The organism is Cryptosporangium aurantiacum, assembly GCF_900143005.1.
Lineage (GTDB): Bacteria > Actinomycetota > Actinomycetes > Mycobacteriales > Cryptosporangiaceae > Cryptosporangium > Cryptosporangium aurantiacum.
In genome coordinates, this window is the sequence record NZ_FRCS01000022.1 from 1 (window position 1) to 17,293 (window position 17,293).

The following is a 17,293-nucleotide window of genomic DNA, read 5'->3' on the forward strand; positions in this document are numbered from 1 at the left end:
CGACCCGACGGCACCACCCTCAACCCACCCTGACACCACGCCTGAACCCGCCGACCACCCGGAACGCCACCGCGCTCCGGGCCATCGGCATGCCCGACGATGCCGCCGAGCCGCCGAGCCGCTGAGCCGCTGAGCCGCGAGGGCCGCTGAGCCGCTGAGCCGCTGAGCCGCGAGGGCCGCTGAGCCGCTGAGCTGCCGGGTCCGCCGAGCTGCCAGGTCCGCCCTGGACGCCCTGGCGGCGGGTCCTTCGATGCGCGGTGCGATGCCATGGCTCAGCACTGCGATCCGCCAACGGCTGCCCGAGGTGTTCGGTCACTCCGTCTGGCCGAGGTGTCCGGCACCGCGGCGCGCTGGCGGTTCGCGGCCGGCTACGCCCGCGCCGCGCTGCTTCCCCCGGACCGCGCCCTCGTTCCGTCCCGGCTCCTGGCGAGCGCCGGGCTGACCGCGGTCTCCGCGTGCGTCGCCGCGGTGATCTACCTGCAGAACCGCTACCCGGCCGCGGACGCCCACCTCGGGAGTGGGGACGTGCTGTTCCTCGGCGGGCTGCTCCTGCTCACGATTCGGCCGCCCCGGTCGATCACCACCAGTGGGCCGCCCGTGGCGTCGGCGTCGGCTGGCCGCGATCTTGGCTGCCGGAATGATGGCCGCGACCCGGTCCAGGGTGGATGGGGGAGCATTCGACGACGGGATCCTCACGGACCTGCATCTGCCGCTGATCATCGCGCTATTCCTGAGGGCGGCGGCGGTGCGGGCCGCGACGTCGACGCGGGCGGGGATCGAGACGGCTTTCTGGAGTGTGGTGGTGATGCCAGGGCGGTGGTGATGCCAGTGCGGTGGTGACGTCAGTGCGGTGGTGACGTCAGTGCGGTGGTGACGCCAGGGCGGCGCTCGGCGGCGCCGCCCGTCGCGGCTGGGGCTCAGGCGGACGGCGTCCGCACCGCGCTGAACATCGTCCGCTTCCGCAGCACGAACCCGAGCTTCTCGTACAGCGCGATCGCGCCGGTGTTCGACGCCGCCGCGTGCAGGAACGGCACCTCGCCGCGCGCCCGGATGTTCGCCGCGACCGCTCGCACCAGCCGCCCGGCGAGCCCCTGCCCGCGGTAGGCCGGGTCCGTGCACACCGCGCTGATCTCGGTGAACCCCGGCGGGTGCAGCCGCTCGCCGGCCATTGCGATCAGCGCACCACGGTCGCGGATGCCCAGGTACGTGCCGAGCTCGATCGTCCGCTGCTCGAACGGCCCCGGCTTCGTCCGCCGCACCAGGTCGAGCATCTCGGGAACGTCCGCGGCCGTGAGCCGGATCGCGTCCGGTTCCGCCGCGGCGTCCACCGTCGCGTCGATCATTTGGACGCCGGGCAGCGCCATCTCGACGGTGAAGCCGGCACCGTCCGGCGGGGTGACCTCGATCGCGGCGAGCGGGATCACGTTGTCCGGGCCGACCAGCGCGATCAGATCGTCCCACGCCTCCGGCCCCGGGTCCGGAGCCAGCACACCGAACGGCGCGACGTCCGGCTGGTACCGCGCGGCCCGGCCGTGGACCCGCGCGAACTCGCGGTGCGGACCGGTCAGCGCGGCCCAGGCGGGGTTGTCGAGCGGGTGGGACGCGAGGTCCGGTTCGGTGTCGCGGAGGAGGCTCACCGGACGACCCTACGCACGCTTCGCGCGCACGACCCGGGCCGGGTGGCGAGCCTCACGACTGCAGCGAGCCGAGGCCCGGTCGGCCGCGTCCCGGAGCGTGGCGCGGTCATGAACGTAGCGGGCCGAGGCCCAGGTGATCCCGCAGCGTCGTGCCCTCGTACTCGGTGCGGAAGACGCCGCGCTCCTGCAGCAGCGGCACCACCGTGTCGGCGAACTCGTCCAGGCCGCCCGGCGTGATGTGCGGGACGAGGATGAAGCCGTCGCTGGCGTCGGCTTGCACGAGCGTGTTGATCTGCTCGGCGATCGTCGCGGCCGACCCGATGAAGTTCTGCCGCCCGGTGACCTCGATGACCACCTCGCGCAGCGAGAGCTTTTTCTCCTCGGCCAGTGCCCGCCACTGCGCCGCCACCGCGACCGGGTCGCGGAACATCCGGACGCTGGCGCGGCCCCGGGAGATGTGGCTGTCCCCGACGACCGGGTCGACGTCGGGCAGCGGACCATCCGGGTCGTAACCGGACAGGTCACGATTCCAGAGTTGCTCGGCGAACTTGATCGCGGTCTGGCCGCTCACCTGCTGACGGCGAACCACCGCGGCCTTCTCCTGGGCGTCCGCGTCGGTGTCGCCGAGCACGAACGTCGCGGCGGGCAGCACCTTGAGCTGGTCGGGCGTCCGGCCGTACTTCGCCAGCCTGCCCTTCACGTCCGCGTAGAACGCCTGCCCGGCCTCGAGCGTGCCGTGCCTGCTGAAGATCGCGTCGGCGGTGGCCGCGGCGAACTCGCGCCCCTCGTCCGAATCGCCGGCCTGCAGGATCACCGGGCGGCCCTGGGGGGAACGCGGGACGTTGAACCGGCCGTGGATGTCGAACTGCGAGTCGGTGTGCGCGAACGCACCGGCGTTCGGGTCCGACAGGAAGACACCCGCCTCCCGGTCCGCGACGATCTCGTCGCCGCGCCAGGAGTCGAACAGTTCGGTCGCGGTCGCCAGGAACTGCTTCGCGCGGACGTAGCGGTCGGACTCCGGCAGGAACCCGCCGCGGCGGAAGTTCTCGCCGGTGAACGCGTCCCAGGACGTCACGACGTTCCACCCGGCCCGCCCGGCCGAGAGGTGGTCGAGGCTGGCGAACTGCCGGGCGACCTCGTACGGCTCGTTGAACGTCGAGTTGATCGTGCCGGTCAGCCCGAGCCGGTCGGTGACCGCGGCGAGCGCGGCCAGCACCGTGAACGTGTCGGGGCGGCCGACGACGTCCAGGTCGTAGATCTGGCCGCCCTGCTCCCGGAGGCGGAGGCCCTCGGCGAGGAAGAAGAAGTCGAACTTGGCCCGCTCGGCGGTCCGGGCCAGGTGGACGAACGAGTCGAACTCGATGTGGCTGCCGCCGGCCGGGTCGCTCCAGACCGTCGTGTTGTTGACGCCGGGAAAGTGTGCCGCGAGATGGATCTGCTTCTGCGTCATGCGGTGGCCTCCGCGTACCGGTTGGCGGGACGGGACAGACCGAGCAGCCCGCGCAGGGTGCCGGCTTCGTAGGAGCGGCGGAACGCGTCCCGCCGCTGCAACTCGGGCACGAGCCCCCGGGTGATCGCGGTGAGGTCGGCAGGCAGCGCGCCGGGCCGCAGCCGGAAGCCGGAGAGGCCCGCCGCGCGCCACTCCTGCAGCAGGTCGGCGAGCTCGGACGGGGTGCCGGTGAACACCAGCGCGTCCGAGGTGTAGGCCTCGCCCGCCCGCTCGTCGAGGCGCGCCAGCCGATCGGTCGCGGCGCCCGCGTCGGAGTCGCTGGAGGAGAGGAATACCACCAGGTCGGCGAAGACGTGCAGGGTCTCGGCCTCGCGTCCGGCCGCGGCCTGCTCGGCGCGGACCTCGGCGAGGATCGCGCGGGCGGAGTCGACGTCGTGCGGCGTCACGTAGACGACGTCGGCGCTGCGGGCGGCCAGCCGGTACGGGATCGTGGCGTGCGCCAGCGCGGTCACCGGCGGCTGGCCCTGCGGCGGCCTCGGTGTGATCGACGGGCCCTTGACGTCGAAGAACCGGCCGCTGAAGTCGATGTAGTGCAGCTTGTCGCGGTCGATGAACCGGCCGGTGGCGGCGTCCCGGATCTCGGCGTCGTCCTCCCAGGAGTCCCAGAGCCGGCGCAGCACCTCGACGTAGTCCGCCGCCTCGTCGAACAGGTCGGTGAACAGCGTGGCGAGCTCCGGGTTGCGGCCCGCGTTCAGCTCCAGGACGTCCTCGTAGCGGAACGGCGGAATCGTGCGGCGTCCGAAGTGTGCCGCCTCGTGCGCCCGGCCGGAGACCTGCACCCGCACGCCGCCGCGGCCCCGGCTGACGTAGTCCAGCGTCGCGATCGCCTTGGAGAGGTGGAACGGCTCGGTGTGCGTGACGGTCGCGGTCGGAACCAGCCCGACGTGCCGGGTCAGCGGCGCCACCCGGGCCGCGATCAGCACCGCGTCCAACCGGCCGCGCACCTGGTCGACGCGGGTGTCCTGAGCGTCGAAGTCGCTGGTCTGCAGGCCGACTGCGTCCTCGATCGTGACCAGGTCGACGAGCCCGGCCTCCGCCTCGGCGACGAGGTCGGCCCAGTAGCCGGCGGTGAACAGGTCGGTGGGCCGTGCGTCCGGCTCCCGCCAGGCGGCCGGGTGCCACCCGGCGCCGTCGAGTGCGACCGCGAGATGTAAGGGTGCAGACATCGGAGCCTCTCGTTGCCGGTCGAGGCCGACGCACGAGTCCCCCACGCCGGCCCCGGGCTTGCGGCTTACGCCCGTTACCGGCCCGAACGATAGTCGCCGAAACGCGGATCGTCCAATTCCTATCGGCTAACTAGACTTTGGTACTGGCTGTCACGTCGAGCGGCACGTCGACGCGGCGTCGGACGACGACCATTCCGGCCGCCGCCAGCGCGGTCGCGGCCGCGGCGAGCAGCCAGACGATGACGTACCCGCTCTCGGCGGGCATGTGAGCGTCCGCGTCGGTGACGACGGCTGACAAGACCGCGGCGAACAGAGCGCCTGCCACCGCCCCGCCGAGCGTCTTGACGTTGTTGTAGAGCGCGCCGGTCACCGCCGTGCGCGCATGCGGACCGGCCTCGACGATCACCGTCGGCATCGCGCCGAGCGCGACACCCGCACCCAGACCGGCGATCAGGTTCGCGACGACGACCTGCCAGACCGCCGTGTGCAGACCGGCCAGCAGCACGAACCCGGCCGACATCGCGCCGAACGCCGCGACCAGCGTGCCCGGATAGCCGAGCCGGGCGGCCAAGCGGGTGGTCAGCGCGGAACCGGCCAGCGCGGCCAGCGCCGAGGGCAGCGTCAGCACCGAGATCGAGAACGCGGAGAGGTCGAACCCGTACCCGGCCGTCTCCGGGTCCGCGGCGAGGAACGGCGACGCGACGGCCTGCGACCCGAAGTAGACAAAACCGAACGCGAACGCGACGCCGAACAGCGGCGCGACCGCGCGGGAGGCCAGCAGCCGCAGGTCGACCAGCGGCTCGGGAATGCGGAGTTCGATCCGGACGAAGACGGCCAGCGTGGCGACCGCGAGCACGAGCAGGCCCCCGCCGACGGCGAGCGACCCGTCCTCGGCCAGCGAGAACGCGCCGAGCAACGCGACCATGCCGATCGCCAGCGTTCCGGCGCCTGCCCAGTCCACGCCGCCGGGCGCGCGCCGGGTGCTCTCCGGGATCCGGAGGAACGAGATCGGTACGCACACGATCGCGGCCAGCGCGGGGAGCCAGAGCACCACCGCGACGTCGTCGACCAGCGCGTGTGCCGCTCCGGTCACGACGCCGCCGAGCACACCGCCGAGCGTCAGCGCGGCCACCAGACGGGCGATCGCGCGCCGGGCGTCGTCCTGAGGAAGGCGGTCGCGGACCAGGCCCATCTCCAGCGGCAGCAATGCGGCCAGCGTCCCCTGAAGTGCACGGCCGGCCAGCAGGACCGGTAGCGAGGGTGCGACCGCAACCAGGACCGACCCGATCGCGAGAGCGATCAACGACGCCCGCAGCACCCGCCGGTGGCCGTACCGGTCGCCGAGGCGGCCGAGCACCGGGACCGAGACCGCCGCCGCCAGCAACTGGACGGTCGTGACCCAGGTCAGGTCGGCGTCCGAGACGCCGAGCCGGTCACCCAGGTCCGGGAGTAGCGGCAGGAGAGAGGTCTGCAGGAAGCCGCTGGTCACCTCGAACAGGACGAGCAGGCCGACGACGGTCCGCACTGAGGTGCGGGGAGCGTCGGTCACGTCAGGCGCCCGAGCGCGAGGCTCGCCAGCAGCGCGGCGGCGTCCGGGAGCACCGCGTCGTCGAACACGGCCTGCGCGGAGTGGTTGAGCGGGGCCGTGGCGAAGTCCCGGTCGGTCGGGCAAGCGCCCAGGCCGACGAACGCGCCGGGCACGTTCTCCAGCACCAGCGAGAAGTCCTCGGAGCCGGGCAGCGGGTTCGGCGGCTGGAACACCCGGCCCGGTCCGAACAGCTCGGTCGCGGTGCCGACCGCGTACGCGGTCTGGTCGGGGTCGTTCACCGTGGGCGGGTAGAGCGACCGGTGGTCGACCTCGACGTCGACGCCGTGGGCAGCCGCGATGCCGCGCACCGTCCGTTCGAGGCCGATCCGGACGCGCTCGCGGGTCGCCGCGGAAAACGACCGGACCGTCGCCTCGAAGACCGCGGTGTCCGGGATGACGTTCGCCGCCGACCCGGCGTGCAGCGACCCGACCGTGATCACCGCCGGGTCGAAGACGTCGACGGTGCGGGTCACCAGCGTCTGCAGAGCCCCGACCATCGCGCAGATCGCCGGCACCGGATCCGCCGCCAGGTGCGGCGCCGAGCCGTGCCCGCCGGCGCCGGTGACCGTGACCCGCACGGTGTCGGACGCGGAGAGGACCGTGCCCGGACGGGTGGCCACCAGGCCCTGCGGTGCGGCGCCGGAGAACACGTGCAGCGCGAAGGCGGCGGTCACCCGCTCACCCGCGGCGTCCAGGACGCCTTCGTCGATCATCAGGCCGGCCCCGTTGTGGCCCTCCTCGCCGGGCTGGAACATGAAGACGACGTCGCCGGCCAGGTCCGCGCGGCGCGCCGCGAGCAGCCGCGCCGCGCCGACGAGCCCGGCGGCGTGCAGGTCGTGACCGCAGGCGTGGGAGACGCCCGGCACGGTCGACGTGTACGGGACGCCGCTCTCTTCACCGACCGGCAGCGCGTCGAGGTCCGCGCGCAGCAGTACCGCCGGGCCCGGGCGACCACCCCGCAGCACCGCGGTGATCGAGGTCAGCTGGTCGCCGGTGGACACCTCGAGCGGCAGCCCGTCCAGCGCCGCCAGCAGCCGCTCCTGGGTCCGGGGCAGCGACAGGCCGAGCTCGGGGTGACGGTGCAGGTCCCGGCGGAGCGCGACGAGGTCGTCGCGCAGGTCAGCGGCGTCGGTGAGGAGGGACATCGAGCGTTGATCCGATCGAGAGGGCGTCACGGTCGGCTTAGTATCGGGAGCGCGCCGGATCGTGCCTCGTTTTCGCCAGGATCAATCAGGAAGCCTGATGTGACGCCGGAATCCACCAGCAGCGCCCCGTTGGACGCCGTCGATCTGCAACTGGTCACCGCACTGCAGACCGCTCCGCGCGCCGACTGGCGCCGGATCGGCCGGGCCATCGGCGTCGACGCCTCGACCGCGGCCCGCCGCTGGGACCGGCTGGTCGGCTCCGGCCGGGCCTGGCTCAGCTGTTACCCGCTGACGCTCGCGGCCGGGCCGCCGGTCGTCGCGGTGATCGAGCTGGACTGCGCGCCGGGACAGATCCCCTCGGTGGTCGCCGAGTTGGCGGACGATCCGCACCTGATCACGATGGAGCAGGTCACCGGCGGGCGCGACCTGCTGCTCACCGCGGTCTTCGGGGACCTGGCCACGCTCGCGCGGTACGCCGGGTTCCGGCTGGGCACGCTGCCGGGCATCGCCGCGACCCGGACCCAGGTCGCCACCGCCGTGCACGTCGAGGGCAGCCGCTGGCGGTTGGAACGGCTGGACACGTCGGGGCGGGAGGCCCTCGCCCGTCCCAGCGGTTCCGCCGACGCACCGCGGATCGGGCTGGCGGCCGAGGACGAGGACCTGGTGCGGGAACTCCAGCGCGACTTCCGGCAGCCGGTGACCCGGCTCGCCGAGCGCACCGGCCTGAGCCCGAGCACGGTCCGGCGGCGGATCGCCCGCCTGGAGGCGGGTGGCACGCTGGTCTACCGGTGCGAGGTGGCCCGTTCGCTGTCCGGCTGGCCGGTCGGTGTGACGCTCTGGGCGGTGGCGCCGCCCGGCGAGGTCGCCGACGTGGCCGCGCAGCTGGCCGGGGCGCGGGAGACCCGGCTGTGCGCGTCGCTGTCCGGCGCGGCCAACCTCATGGTGACGATCTGGCTGCGGTCGATCGGCGACCTCCCGGCGTTCGAGGCGCGCCTCGGCCGCCAGTTTCCCCGGCTGGTCGTCACCGACCGGGCCGTGACGCTCTGGCCGGTGAAGCTGGGCGGGCACGTGCTCGACGCAGCCGGCAGGCACCTGCGGCTGGTGCCGCTGGCGCTGTGGACCGACCCCGCCGCCGACGCGGCCGAATCCGCGTTGCTCGGCCGACTCAGGCTTCCGGCGCCCAGATGACGACGCCCAGGCACATCTCGTCGCTCGTCCCGTCGCCCCAGACCACGTACCGGGGCTCCAGCGACTTCAGCGCGGGCAGCGTCCGCCGGAGCGTCGCGTCGTGCGTGCACGTGACCCGGAGCGTGTCGCCCGCCTTCACCGCGACCGGCGGCGTCAGCGGCCGTGCGCCCTGGTCGTCGAAGTCGTAGCGGGGGACGTCGAGCAGCGTCCGCGCGCCCGGCTTACCGGGGTTGAGCTCGACCCGGATCGACTTGCCGAGCAGGTGCATGTGGCCGGCCACCGCGTGGATCGTGCCGGGGTCGCGCACCGTGCGGTCGCAGCGTTGGGTCACCGCGGGCACCGGGGCCCGGCCGTCGTTGCAGAGCGCGTTGAGGCCTGCGACCGTGGCGCCCGCGTCCGGGCCGAACCGGTGGATGACGTCGAGCACGGCCCGCTCGCGGTCACAGAGGTTGCCGCTCTCGCCGGGTGCGCAGGCCAGCTCCACCGGTGCGGTCAGCAGCCGGGTCTTCAGCGCGGTGAGCGCCGTCGTCCGGTCGACGAGCCGGAGCCGGATGCCCGACCGGTCGGTCCCGGCGGGCTCGCCCCCGGTGGCCAGCAGGCTGTAGTGCACCTGCATGACCAGCCTGCTTCCGGCCGCGAGCGGGTAGCCGGTGCCGGGCGTCGTCAGGTTTTCGCCCCCGCCGGGCGCCCAGGCGGCGACCCACGCGGCTCCGCCGGCGAGCTGGGCGCCCGGGCCGGTGCCGCCGATGCCGGTGCCGCCGAAGCAGCGCCAGCCCGCGCCCGGCGCCTCGGCGTCCAGCGACTGGGCCTCGGCGACCTGCTCGGGCGGTACCCGGAAGAAAATCGCGTGGTGGACGATCGCCGGATTCTGCGGCAGGAACTGGCTCCCGGTCAGGTAGGCCGGTGCGGTCAGCTTCGGGTCGACGAGGAAACAGCGGTACTCGTCGGTTCCGCCGCCGGTGGGTTGCGGTGTGTAGGGCTCGGCCATCGCGAGCTGCTGGAACCGCTCGCCCGTGCGCAGCGGTGCGGTGGGCGGGGGAGACGTCGTCGCGTGCAGGTGCGTGGCGGCCGGTGGGGCCGCCTCGGGCGTCGGCTCCGAGCAGGCCACGAGCACACTGCTCGACGCCGCGAGGAGCAGCGCCGCCACGATGCGGGCCAGCCGTCGCCGGGCCGGTGTCATGCCCCAGGACGGTACTCGCCGGTACCTCGGGGCGGCGGGGTGTTACCGAGATCCGCGCCGGGTATTCCGACGCGCCGGGAAGATCCGCCCGAGCTGAGCACATCTAGGGTGGAATGAGAGGCGATGAGCGAGACAACCCGATTCACCGAGCGTGGCGTCGAGGAGTTCCTCACCGGCCCAGAGATCGTCTCGGCCTTCACCTGGGAAAACACGCCGGAGCTCCTGCACGTCGGGCTCTCCGACCTGTACTCGGGGGGCATGCACGGCGGCAAACTGGCGACGGTCTCCACGGTCTGGCTGCCCGCCAACCGCGCGATGGGCGAGAACATCGCCGAGTTCGAGACGCTCGTCAGCGGCTTGGCCGAGCATCACGACGACCTCTCCCGGATCGACCGGTGGCGGACCCGTGCCGAGGCGGAGGCCGGTCACGCCTCGGTGGTCGAGGCCGTGAAGAACCGGCTGTCGGCCGCCCACTCCTACACCGAGATCCACGTCGTCGAGCGCGACCACAACTACCGCGTCGAACATCCCACCGATCGTGCTTGACCTCAAGCGCGGTTGAGATCGGACGCTGTCCTCCCGGCGACAAGGGGAGGACGACATGTGGGTCATTCAGGTGGCGGAGTTCGGCGGACCGGAGGTCCTGACGCCGGTGGAGGTGCCCGACCCGGTTCCCGGGCCGGGCGAGGCAGTGGTGGACGTCGCGGCGGCCGACGTCCTGTTCGTCGACACCCAGGTGCGGCTCGGGGCGTTCGACTTCGGCGTCCAGTTGCCCTACGTCCCGGGCGACGGGTACAGCGGGACGGTGTCGGCGGTGGGCGATGGTGTCGACCCGGGCTGGGTCGGACGCCGGGTCGCGGCCTACACCGGCGGTTTCCTCGGCACCGGCGGCTATCGGGAGCGTGGCCTCGCCCGCGCCGACGAACTGGTGCCGGTGCCGGACGGCGTGTCGTCGGAGGTCGCGGCGGCGCTGCTGCACGACGCGATCACCGGGTTGACGCTCACCGACGCGCTGGACGTCCGGCCGGGAGAGTGGGTGCTGATCACCGCAGCCGCCGGCGGGATGGGCGTGCTGCTGCTCCAGCTGGCCGCCGCAGCGGGCGGGCGCGTCGTCGGGGCCGCCCGGGGTGAAGAGAAGCTCGCGCTGGTCCGGCAGAACGGCGCGGAGCCGGTGGACTACTCATCGCCCGAATGGGCCGACGCGGCGCGGGCGCTCACCGGTGGCGCCGGGTTCGCCGCGGTGCTCGACGGCGCGGGCGGTGCGGTGGGGGAGACGGCGTTCACGCTCACCGCCGACGGCGGACGGTTCTCCGGCCACGGTGCCGCGAGCGGCGTGTTCGCCGGCGTTGATCCGGGCGTGGCCGCGGCGCGGGGGGTCAGCGTGTGCGGGATCGCCGAGGTGCAGTTGACGCAGGAGCGGATGCGGGTGCAGTTGGCTCGTGCGCTGGCCGAGGCTGCCGCCGGGCGGCTGGTGCCTGCGATCGGTGCGACGTTCCCGCTGGAGAAGGCCTCCGACGCCCACGAGGCCCTGGCCGCCCGCGCGGTACCCGGAAAGGCACTCCTGCTGCCCTGACGCCGCGCCCGGCCCCGCGCGACGCGGTCCGGCCCCCGCGCGACGCGGCCCGGCCCTCGCGACGTGGCCCGGCCCCCGCCCGACGCGGTCCGGCCCCGCCCGACGCGGTCCGGCCCCGCCCGACGCGGTCCGGCCCCCGCCCGACGCGGTCCGGCCCCCGCCCGACGCGGCCCGGCCCTCGCGACGTGGCCCGGCCCCCGCCCGACGCGGTCCGGCCCCCGCCCGACGCGGTCCGGCCCCCGCCCGACGCGGTCCGGCCCCGCCGGACGCGGTCCGGTCTGGCGGGCCCGGTCTGGCGGGGTCCGGTCTGGCGGGGCCCGGTCTGGCGGGGCCCGGTCTGGCGGGGCCCGGTCTGGCGCGGCGGCTGTCCGGGGGCGGGTGCTGCGGCCGGCGTCATGCTGCTGGGACGAGGACGACCTTGCCGGTTACCGTGCCCGACTCGGCCAGGCGCAGAGCGTCCGCAGCCTGGGTGAGCGGGACGCGGGCCGCGACCTGCGCGGTGATCGCGCCGTCGGCCAACAGGCCGAACACCGCAGCGAGGTCCTCGCGGAGGCGGGCCTGGAAGGCCGCGCGGCGCCGACGCCCGGCCCAGATGTTGTAGAACGTCGCGCGGTGGCCGTTCGGCAGCGCGTTCCACCAGGCCAGCCGCGCGACTAGCCGCAGGACCGGCAGTGAGGAGCTGCCGGGGTCGTTCTTGGTCGCGGCGGTGCCGTAGGAGACGAGCGTGCCGCCGCGCGCCAAGAGACGGTACGAGTCGACGATGCCGGGGCCGCCGACGTGGTCGAACACCGCGTCGACGCCGTCCGGGGCGAGTTCGCGGACACGCGCCGGGACGTCCGCGCGGTAGTCGATCGGCTCAGCGCCGAGCGCGCGCACCGCGTCGTGGTTGCGCTGGGACGCGGTGCCCAGCACGCGGATCCCGGCGTGCCGGGCCAGCTGCACGAGCGTCGAGCCGACACCGCCGTTCGCGCCGTGCACCAGGATCGTCCCGCCGCGGCGGACCTTCGCGATCCGGTGCAGCATCTGCCAGGCCGTGATGCCGTTGACGACGACGGTCTCCGCGGCGGCCGGGTCGACGCCGGCCGGCACGGGCACGAGGTCCTCCGCCTCGACGATCGCGTCACTGGCCCACCCGCCGATCTTGGTCAGCGCGGCGAACCGCCGGCCGATCAGCGTCGGGTCGGCACCGGGCCCGACCGCGGTGACCGTGCCGACCAGGTCGTAACCCGGGACGAACGGGAACGCGGGCTGGTCGTAGTACTTGCCGCGGCGCATCTGCTGCTCGGCGAACGAGACGCCGCTGGCCTCGACCGCGACCCGCGCCTGGCCGGGGCCCGGCTCGGGCAGCGCGCGGGTGCGGACGACGAGGCCTTCGGGCTCGACGATCCCCGGCAGAACGATCTCGGTCAGCATCGGTTGCTCCTCTCGGTTCGGAAGAGTGGTTGACCACTCACTGTTTATAGGAGTGATTGAACACTCACACCGGCGTCCACGTCAACCCGGCCACCAGAAAGATGTCCACCCATCGACCTATCGCCGCTGGTGGAGAGGTCGATAGGTGGCCAACTTTCTGCGCGTGGCGCCGCGGCCGCGGGCCGCCGGGCGCGGGCCCGCCCGCGCGGGGTCACGGCGCCCGCGCGGGGTCACGGCGCCCGCGCGGGCGCGCCGCGGGCGGCGCGGCATCTCCCGAGCGAGGCGCGGGCCGTGCGGGATCCGGGGTGGTGCGCGGTCGGGGCGGAACCCCCGCGGGCGGCGCGGCATCTCCCCGAGCGGGGGCACGGCATCAGTGAAATTGCCCATTCCCGGGGAAGCGCGCCCCCGGAAGCGCGCCTTCCGTCGAGGATGGTGGCGGCACCGGGGCCGGGAGGAGACGCGATGACGCAGACCGTGACCGAGGTCGACCCGCGTGAGGTCGGGCTCGACCCGACGCGCCTGGCGCGGGTCGACCGGCACTTCGCCCGCTACGTCGACGAGGGACGCCTGCCGGGGTGGTCGCTGGTGATCGGCCGCTACGGGCGCACCGCCCACGCGAGCACGTACGGCAAGAGGGACGTCGAAGCGGGCACCCCGGTCACCGACGACACGCTGTACCGGATCTACTCGATGACCAAGCCGATCACCGCGGTCGCGGCGCTGATGCTCTACGAGGAGGGCGCGTTCGAGCTGACCGACCCGGTCGGCAAGTACCTCCCCGCGTTCGAGAACCAGCGGGTCCTGGTCGGTGGCACCGCCGCGCGCCCGGTGACCGTGCCCGCGATCGAACCGGTCCGGATCTGGCACCTGCTGACCCACACCGCGGGCCTCACCTACGGCTTCCACCACGTCGACGTCCTGGACGAGATCTACCGGGCCGCCGGCTTCGAATGGGGCACGCCGCGGGGGCTCGACCTGGCCGGTTGTGTCGACGCGTGGGCCGGTCTGCCGCTGGCGTTCCAGCCCGGCACCGAGTGGAACTACTCGGTCTCCATCGACGTCGTCGGGCGTCTCGTCGAGGTGCTGTCCGGGCAGACGCTCGACGCGTTCTTCGCCGAGCGGATCTTCGGCCCGCTGAAGATGACCGACACCGCGTTCACGGTCGCGGCGGCCGACGCCGACCGGCTCGCCGCGCTCTACGCCCCGACGTCACGCGACGGCGCGAAGATGGTCCGGAACGAGCGGATGGGCCGGGCGATCCTGCGCGAACCGCGTTACCTCGCGGGCGGCGGCGGGCTGGTGTCCACCCGGAACGACTACCACCGCTTCGCGCAGATGCTGCTCCAGCGCGGCGAGCTGGACGGCGTCCGGCTGCTGGGGGATCGCACGGTGCGGTACATGGCCGCGAACCACCTGCCGGGCGGCGTCGACCTGGCCGCGTTCGGCCGGCCGCTGTTCGCCGAGACGACGTACGAGGGCACCGGGTTCGGGCTCGGCGTCTCGGTGGTGCTCGACCCGGTCGCCGGGCGGACGCTCGGCAGCGCCGGTGAGTTCGGCTGGGGCGGCGCCGCGAGCACGGCGTTCTGGGTGGACCCGGCCGAGCAGCTGACCGTCGTCTTCCTCACCCAGCTGCTGCCGTCGAACACCTACCCGTTACGCAGCCAGCTGCACCAGCTCGTCTACTCCGCGCTCATCGACCGGACCCCGTAACCGGCGCCGTCGACCCGCGCACCACCAGCGACGTCGGCATCAGCACCGAGCGGGCCACCCGGTCCGGATCCTCGATCGTCTCCAGCAGCATCCGGGCGGCCTCGGCGCCGACCTCGTAGTGCGGGACGCTCACCGTAGTCAGCGGCGGGCGCATCTTGTCGAGGAACGGCATGTCGTTGAAGCCGACGACGCTCACGTCGTCCGGGCACGACAGGCCACGCTCGGCGAAGACGTCGTAGCAGCCCAGCGCGATCAGGTCGTTGCCGGCGACGACCGCGGTGAACCGGCGCCCAGCCTCCAGCAGCGACCGCAGCGCGCGTGCCCCGTCGGCCTCCGCCCAGTGCTCGCACTCCACGACCAGCGTCGGGTCGTACTCCAGCCCGCGGTCGGTGACCGCGTGCCGGAACGCCCGGGCGCGCGCCACCCCGGTCGACGTCGACTGCGGCCCGGCGAGGTGGGCGATGCGGCGGTGCCCGAGGTCGGCCAGGTGCCCGACCGCCGACGCGACGCCGGCCGCGTCGTCGCCGGTGATCGACGGAGCCTCGATGCCTCCGACCCGCCGGTTGACCAGCACGACGCGGACGCCGTGCGCGTGCAACTCGGTCAGCAGCGGGTGGTCCAGGAGTGCGGTGGCCACGATCAGGCCCTCCACCTGCCGGGAACGCAGCGACTCCACCTGCGCGCGCTCGCGGTCGGCGTCGTTGTCCGTGTTGACGATCCAGGCGTTGTACCCGGCCGGGAGCAGGACGCTCTCCGCGCCCCGGACGATCGGCGGGAACAGCGGGTTGGTGAGGTCGGGAATGACCAGGCCGACCGTGAACGAGCGGGCGGTCTTCAGGCTGCGCGCGATCGGGTTCGGCTGGTAGCCGAGCGACTCCGCGGCCCGGATGACCTTCCGGACGGTGTCGGCGTTGACGAGCGGACGGGTCTGCGGGTTGAGCGCCCGGGACGCGGTCGTCGCGTGGACGCCGGCCAGCGCCGCGACGTCCCGCAGCGTCGGCGCCGCTCGGAGTTTCTTCATGCCGCTGCCCCCTCGCGGTCGTCGTCCGCTTCCGCGCGCCAGCGCGCGCGACCCACTGCCGCCGCGACGCCCAGCGGCACGGTCAGCACCGCCGCCACCGCGAACACCGCGCCGAACCGCCCGTCCTCGGCCGGACCGGCGGCCAGCGCCGCCGCGATCGCGCTGCCGAGGAACAGCGCCGCCGCGAACAGTGACACGACCGTGGCGCGCGCCGACGGCAACACCTCGGTCGCCCAGGTCTGCATCGTCGAGTGCAACCACGCCCACCCCATGCCCAGCAGGAACGCGGTGACGACGGCCACTGCGGGCACCTGGGTGACCGCGATCAGCACACACCCGGCCAGCGCACCGGCGGCGCCCGCCGCGGGCAGCTGCCAGCGGCCGGTTCGTCCGGACAGCACCCCGGCCAGCCGGGCGAACACCAGCACCGCGACACCGTAGACACCGGTGACCGCCCCGGCCACCCCGGCGCCGACGCCGGTGGCCTCGACCGCCGCGGGCAGCAGCGTCAGGACGCCGAGCAGCACGACGCCGTCGCCGAACGCGAGCAGCAGGACGAGCCAGGTCGCGCGGGAGCGGCCGACGTCCCGGACCGCGGTGCGGAAACGCTGGGAGCGGCGGCTCACCCCGGGCGGTGGTAAGTGGCGCAACGCCGCGACCAGCACGACCGCCAGGAGACCGGTGACGACGAACGTCACCCGCCAGCTCACCGCCTGCGCGACGACGCCGGCGAACGCGGCACCCAGCGCGGTGCCCACCGCGCTGCCCGACATGAAGTTCGTGATCTCCCGCTGGCGGTCGGCCGTGGGCACCGTGTCGCCGAGGTACACCAGCCCGGCCGGGATCGCCGCGCTGAAACACGCACCGGCCAGCCCGCGGGCGGCGGCCAGCGCGACCGGTCCGCCGACCAGCGCCGAGGCGCCGGTGGCCACGCTCGCGACGAGCAGCGCCGCGCGCATCGTCCGAATGAGACCGACGCGGTCGGAGACGACGCCCCAGACCGGCTGCATCAGCCCGTACGCGAGGAAGTACACGCTCGCGGCCTGCACCACCTGGGTGAGCGGGACGTCGAGGTCGCGGGCGATCGCGACCAGCATCGGCGGCATCGCGAACCGGTCGAGGGTGCTGACCAGCGCGGTCCCCTGGAGTAACCGGCCGGCCCGACGACTCACGCGCGCACGACCAGTCCGGAGCCGGGCGCCAGCGCGTCGGTCAGATCTGCGCCCGGCCGGAACCGCTCCCGGAGCCGGACGACCGTCTCCAGGGACGCCGGGGACACCGACCCGCCGGGCACCAGCCCTTCGGCGGGGTCGCGGAGCAACCCGAGATAGGCGGGGGCGAGCGACGGCCCGACGATCGTGGCCGCTTCCGCGGTGACGACGTCGTCGAGTTCGCCGGCGAGGATGCGTGCGGTGGTCACTCGAAGAGCGTGCGCCAACCCCGCGACCGCGTCGGACACCGGCCCCACGGTCGCGAGCACGGTGCCCAGGTACGGCCCGCACACCGACGACACCCGGGCCAGCGCGACGCACCCCTCCTCGGTGGCTCGCAGGTCGCTCCCGGCGTTGAGCATCGTGGCCGCGCACTCCCCGCGGAGCAGCGCGGACAGCCGCCGCGGCGTCGACCCCAGTGCCACGACCCGGTAGCCGGAAATCCCCAGCGAGTCCAGCAGCGCGTACGCCGCGAACGCGAATCCCGAGTCCGGGACGTCGACGCCGAGGACGTCCAGCGGCACACCCCGCCGCGCGTACAGCGCCAGGCCGAGGCCACCGTCCACCGCCGACACGATCCGGACGTCGGCCGTCGTCCCGAGCGGGTTGTCCGGCACGTACCGGTACGCGAGCGCGTTGTCGGGGCTGGTCAGCGCGGCGTCCAGCGTCCCGTCCAGAAGCGACCGGAACTGCGCGGGCGACGAGGCCACCGGCACCTCGTCCACCGCGAAGGAACCGAGCACCCCGACGACACGGGCCACCCGCAGCAGGACGGAGGGGCTGAAAGCCCCGACAGCCACCGAGGTGCGCACGAATCCGCACCATAGTTGCACTCGATTGCAGTGCGCCAGCCCCGCATAACAAGCGCGTTTCAGCCAGTGAAGTGATCCTTGACACAGTGGAGAAACGATCGGGATGATCCGGCGCAGCAATCGATTGCAGTGCGGCGAT

The 17,293-nt window shown here is 73.8% G+C and carries 15 protein-coding genes; 5 read left to right on the top strand and 10 right to left on the bottom strand.

Annotation, left to right across the window (positions count from 1 at the left end):
* The first annotated feature begins 267 nt into the window (after positions 1-267).
* Positions 268-840, top strand: a complete 573-nt coding sequence (locus BUB75_RS45835; RefSeq protein WP_143175701.1) for a hypothetical protein — start codon at positions 268-270, stop codon at positions 838-840.
* 77 nt (positions 841-917) lie between these two features.
* On the opposite strand, the gene BUB75_RS39040 is transcribed toward BUB75_RS45835, so the two are convergent.
* The 5 genes from BUB75_RS39040 to BUB75_RS39060 all read right to left on the bottom strand — a co-directional run bounded on the left by BUB75_RS39040 (position 918) and on the right by BUB75_RS39060 (position 7,046).
* Positions 918-1,637 (bottom strand): GNAT family N-acetyltransferase, encoded by a 720-nt coding sequence (locus tag BUB75_RS39040; RefSeq protein WP_073264955.1) that lies wholly within the window; start codon positions 1,635-1,637, stop codon positions 918-920.
* A 106-nt stretch (positions 1,638-1,743) separates the two neighbouring features.
* Positions 1,744-3,087 carry an NtaA/DmoA family FMN-dependent monooxygenase gene (locus BUB75_RS39045; protein ID WP_073264957.1) on the bottom strand — a complete coding sequence of 448 codons (1,344 nt, stop codon included), beginning with the start codon at positions 3,085-3,087 and terminating at the stop codon, positions 1,744-1,746.
* On the bottom strand, positions 3,084-4,313 hold the full coding sequence (locus BUB75_RS39050; protein ID WP_073264959.1) for an LLM class flavin-dependent oxidoreductase: 1,230 nt from the start codon (positions 4,311-4,313) through the stop codon (positions 3,084-3,086). The genes BUB75_RS39045 and BUB75_RS39050 overlap by 4 nt, the downstream gene beginning before the upstream one ends.
* 130 nt (positions 4,314-4,443) lie before the next feature.
* Positions 4,444-5,862, bottom strand: coding sequence for an MFS transporter (locus BUB75_RS39055; protein ID WP_073264961.1), 1,419 nt, complete (start codon positions 5,860-5,862; stop codon positions 4,444-4,446).
* The gene (locus BUB75_RS39060) at positions 5,859-7,046 is read right to left on the bottom strand and encodes a M20 metallopeptidase family protein (protein ID WP_073264963.1); all 1,188 of its coding nucleotides are present in this window, start codon (positions 7,044-7,046) and stop codon (positions 5,859-5,861) included. The genes BUB75_RS39055 and BUB75_RS39060 overlap by 4 nt, the downstream gene beginning before the upstream one ends.
* A gap of 99 nt (positions 7,047-7,145) precedes the next feature.
* Between BUB75_RS39060 and BUB75_RS39065 the strand changes: the two genes are divergently transcribed.
* Positions 7,146-8,234, top strand: coding sequence for an Lrp/AsnC family transcriptional regulator (locus tag BUB75_RS39065; RefSeq protein WP_073264965.1), 1,089 nt, complete (start codon positions 7,146-7,148; stop codon positions 8,232-8,234).
* Here the strand turns inward: BUB75_RS39065 and BUB75_RS39070 are convergent.
* Positions 8,212-9,414 carry a monooxygenase gene (locus tag BUB75_RS39070; RefSeq protein WP_073264967.1) on the bottom strand — a complete coding sequence of 401 codons (1,203 nt, stop codon included), beginning with the start codon at positions 9,412-9,414 and terminating at the stop codon, positions 8,212-8,214. The two genes, BUB75_RS39065 and BUB75_RS39070, sit on opposite strands and share 23 nt — an antisense overlap.
* Positions 9,415-9,537: 123 nt before the next feature.
* Here BUB75_RS39070 and BUB75_RS39075 point away from each other — a divergent pair, with 123 nt between their 5' ends.
* The gene (locus BUB75_RS39075) at positions 9,538-9,960 is read left to right on the top strand and encodes a hypothetical protein (RefSeq protein ID WP_073264975.1); all 423 of its coding nucleotides are present in this window, start codon (positions 9,538-9,540) and stop codon (positions 9,958-9,960) included.
* Between the two features lie 55 nt (positions 9,961-10,015).
* Positions 10,016-10,987, top strand: a complete 972-nt coding sequence (locus BUB75_RS39080; RefSeq protein ID WP_073264977.1) for a zinc-binding dehydrogenase — start codon at positions 10,016-10,018, stop codon at positions 10,985-10,987.
* 393 nt (positions 10,988-11,380) lie between these two features.
* On the opposite strand, the gene BUB75_RS39085 is transcribed toward BUB75_RS39080, so the two are convergent.
* Positions 11,381-12,400, bottom strand: a complete 1,020-nt coding sequence (locus BUB75_RS39085) for a medium chain dehydrogenase/reductase family protein (protein WP_073264978.1) — start codon at positions 12,398-12,400, stop codon at positions 11,381-11,383.
* 462 nt (positions 12,401-12,862) lie between these two features.
* Between BUB75_RS39085 and BUB75_RS39090 the strand changes: the two genes are divergently transcribed.
* Positions 12,863-14,110 carry a serine hydrolase domain-containing protein gene (locus BUB75_RS39090; protein ID WP_073264980.1) on the top strand — a complete coding sequence of 416 codons (1,248 nt, stop codon included), beginning with the start codon at positions 12,863-12,865 and terminating at the stop codon, positions 14,108-14,110.
* On the opposite strand, the gene BUB75_RS39095 is transcribed toward BUB75_RS39090, so the two are convergent.
* From BUB75_RS39095 to BUB75_RS47430, 3 genes are read right to left on the bottom strand one after another with little or no spacing between them, the layout of a single operon-like run.
* Entirely contained in the window at positions 14,091-15,131 is a 1,041-nt protein-coding gene (locus BUB75_RS39095; RefSeq protein WP_073264982.1) for a LacI family DNA-binding transcriptional regulator, read from the bottom strand. The two genes, BUB75_RS39090 and BUB75_RS39095, sit on opposite strands and share 20 nt — an antisense overlap.
* A complete protein-coding gene (locus BUB75_RS47425) occupies positions 15,128-16,303 on the bottom strand; it encodes an MFS transporter (protein ID WP_073264984.1) in 1,176 nt (391 codons plus the stop codon). Before BUB75_RS47425 ends, BUB75_RS39095 begins: the two co-directional genes overlap by 4 nt.
* Positions 16,300-17,154 (bottom strand): hypothetical protein, encoded by an 855-nt coding sequence (locus BUB75_RS47430; protein ID WP_073264986.1) that lies wholly within the window; start codon positions 17,152-17,154, stop codon positions 16,300-16,302. Before BUB75_RS47430 ends, BUB75_RS47425 begins: the two co-directional genes overlap by 4 nt.
* Positions 17,155-17,293: the final 139 nt, after the last annotated feature.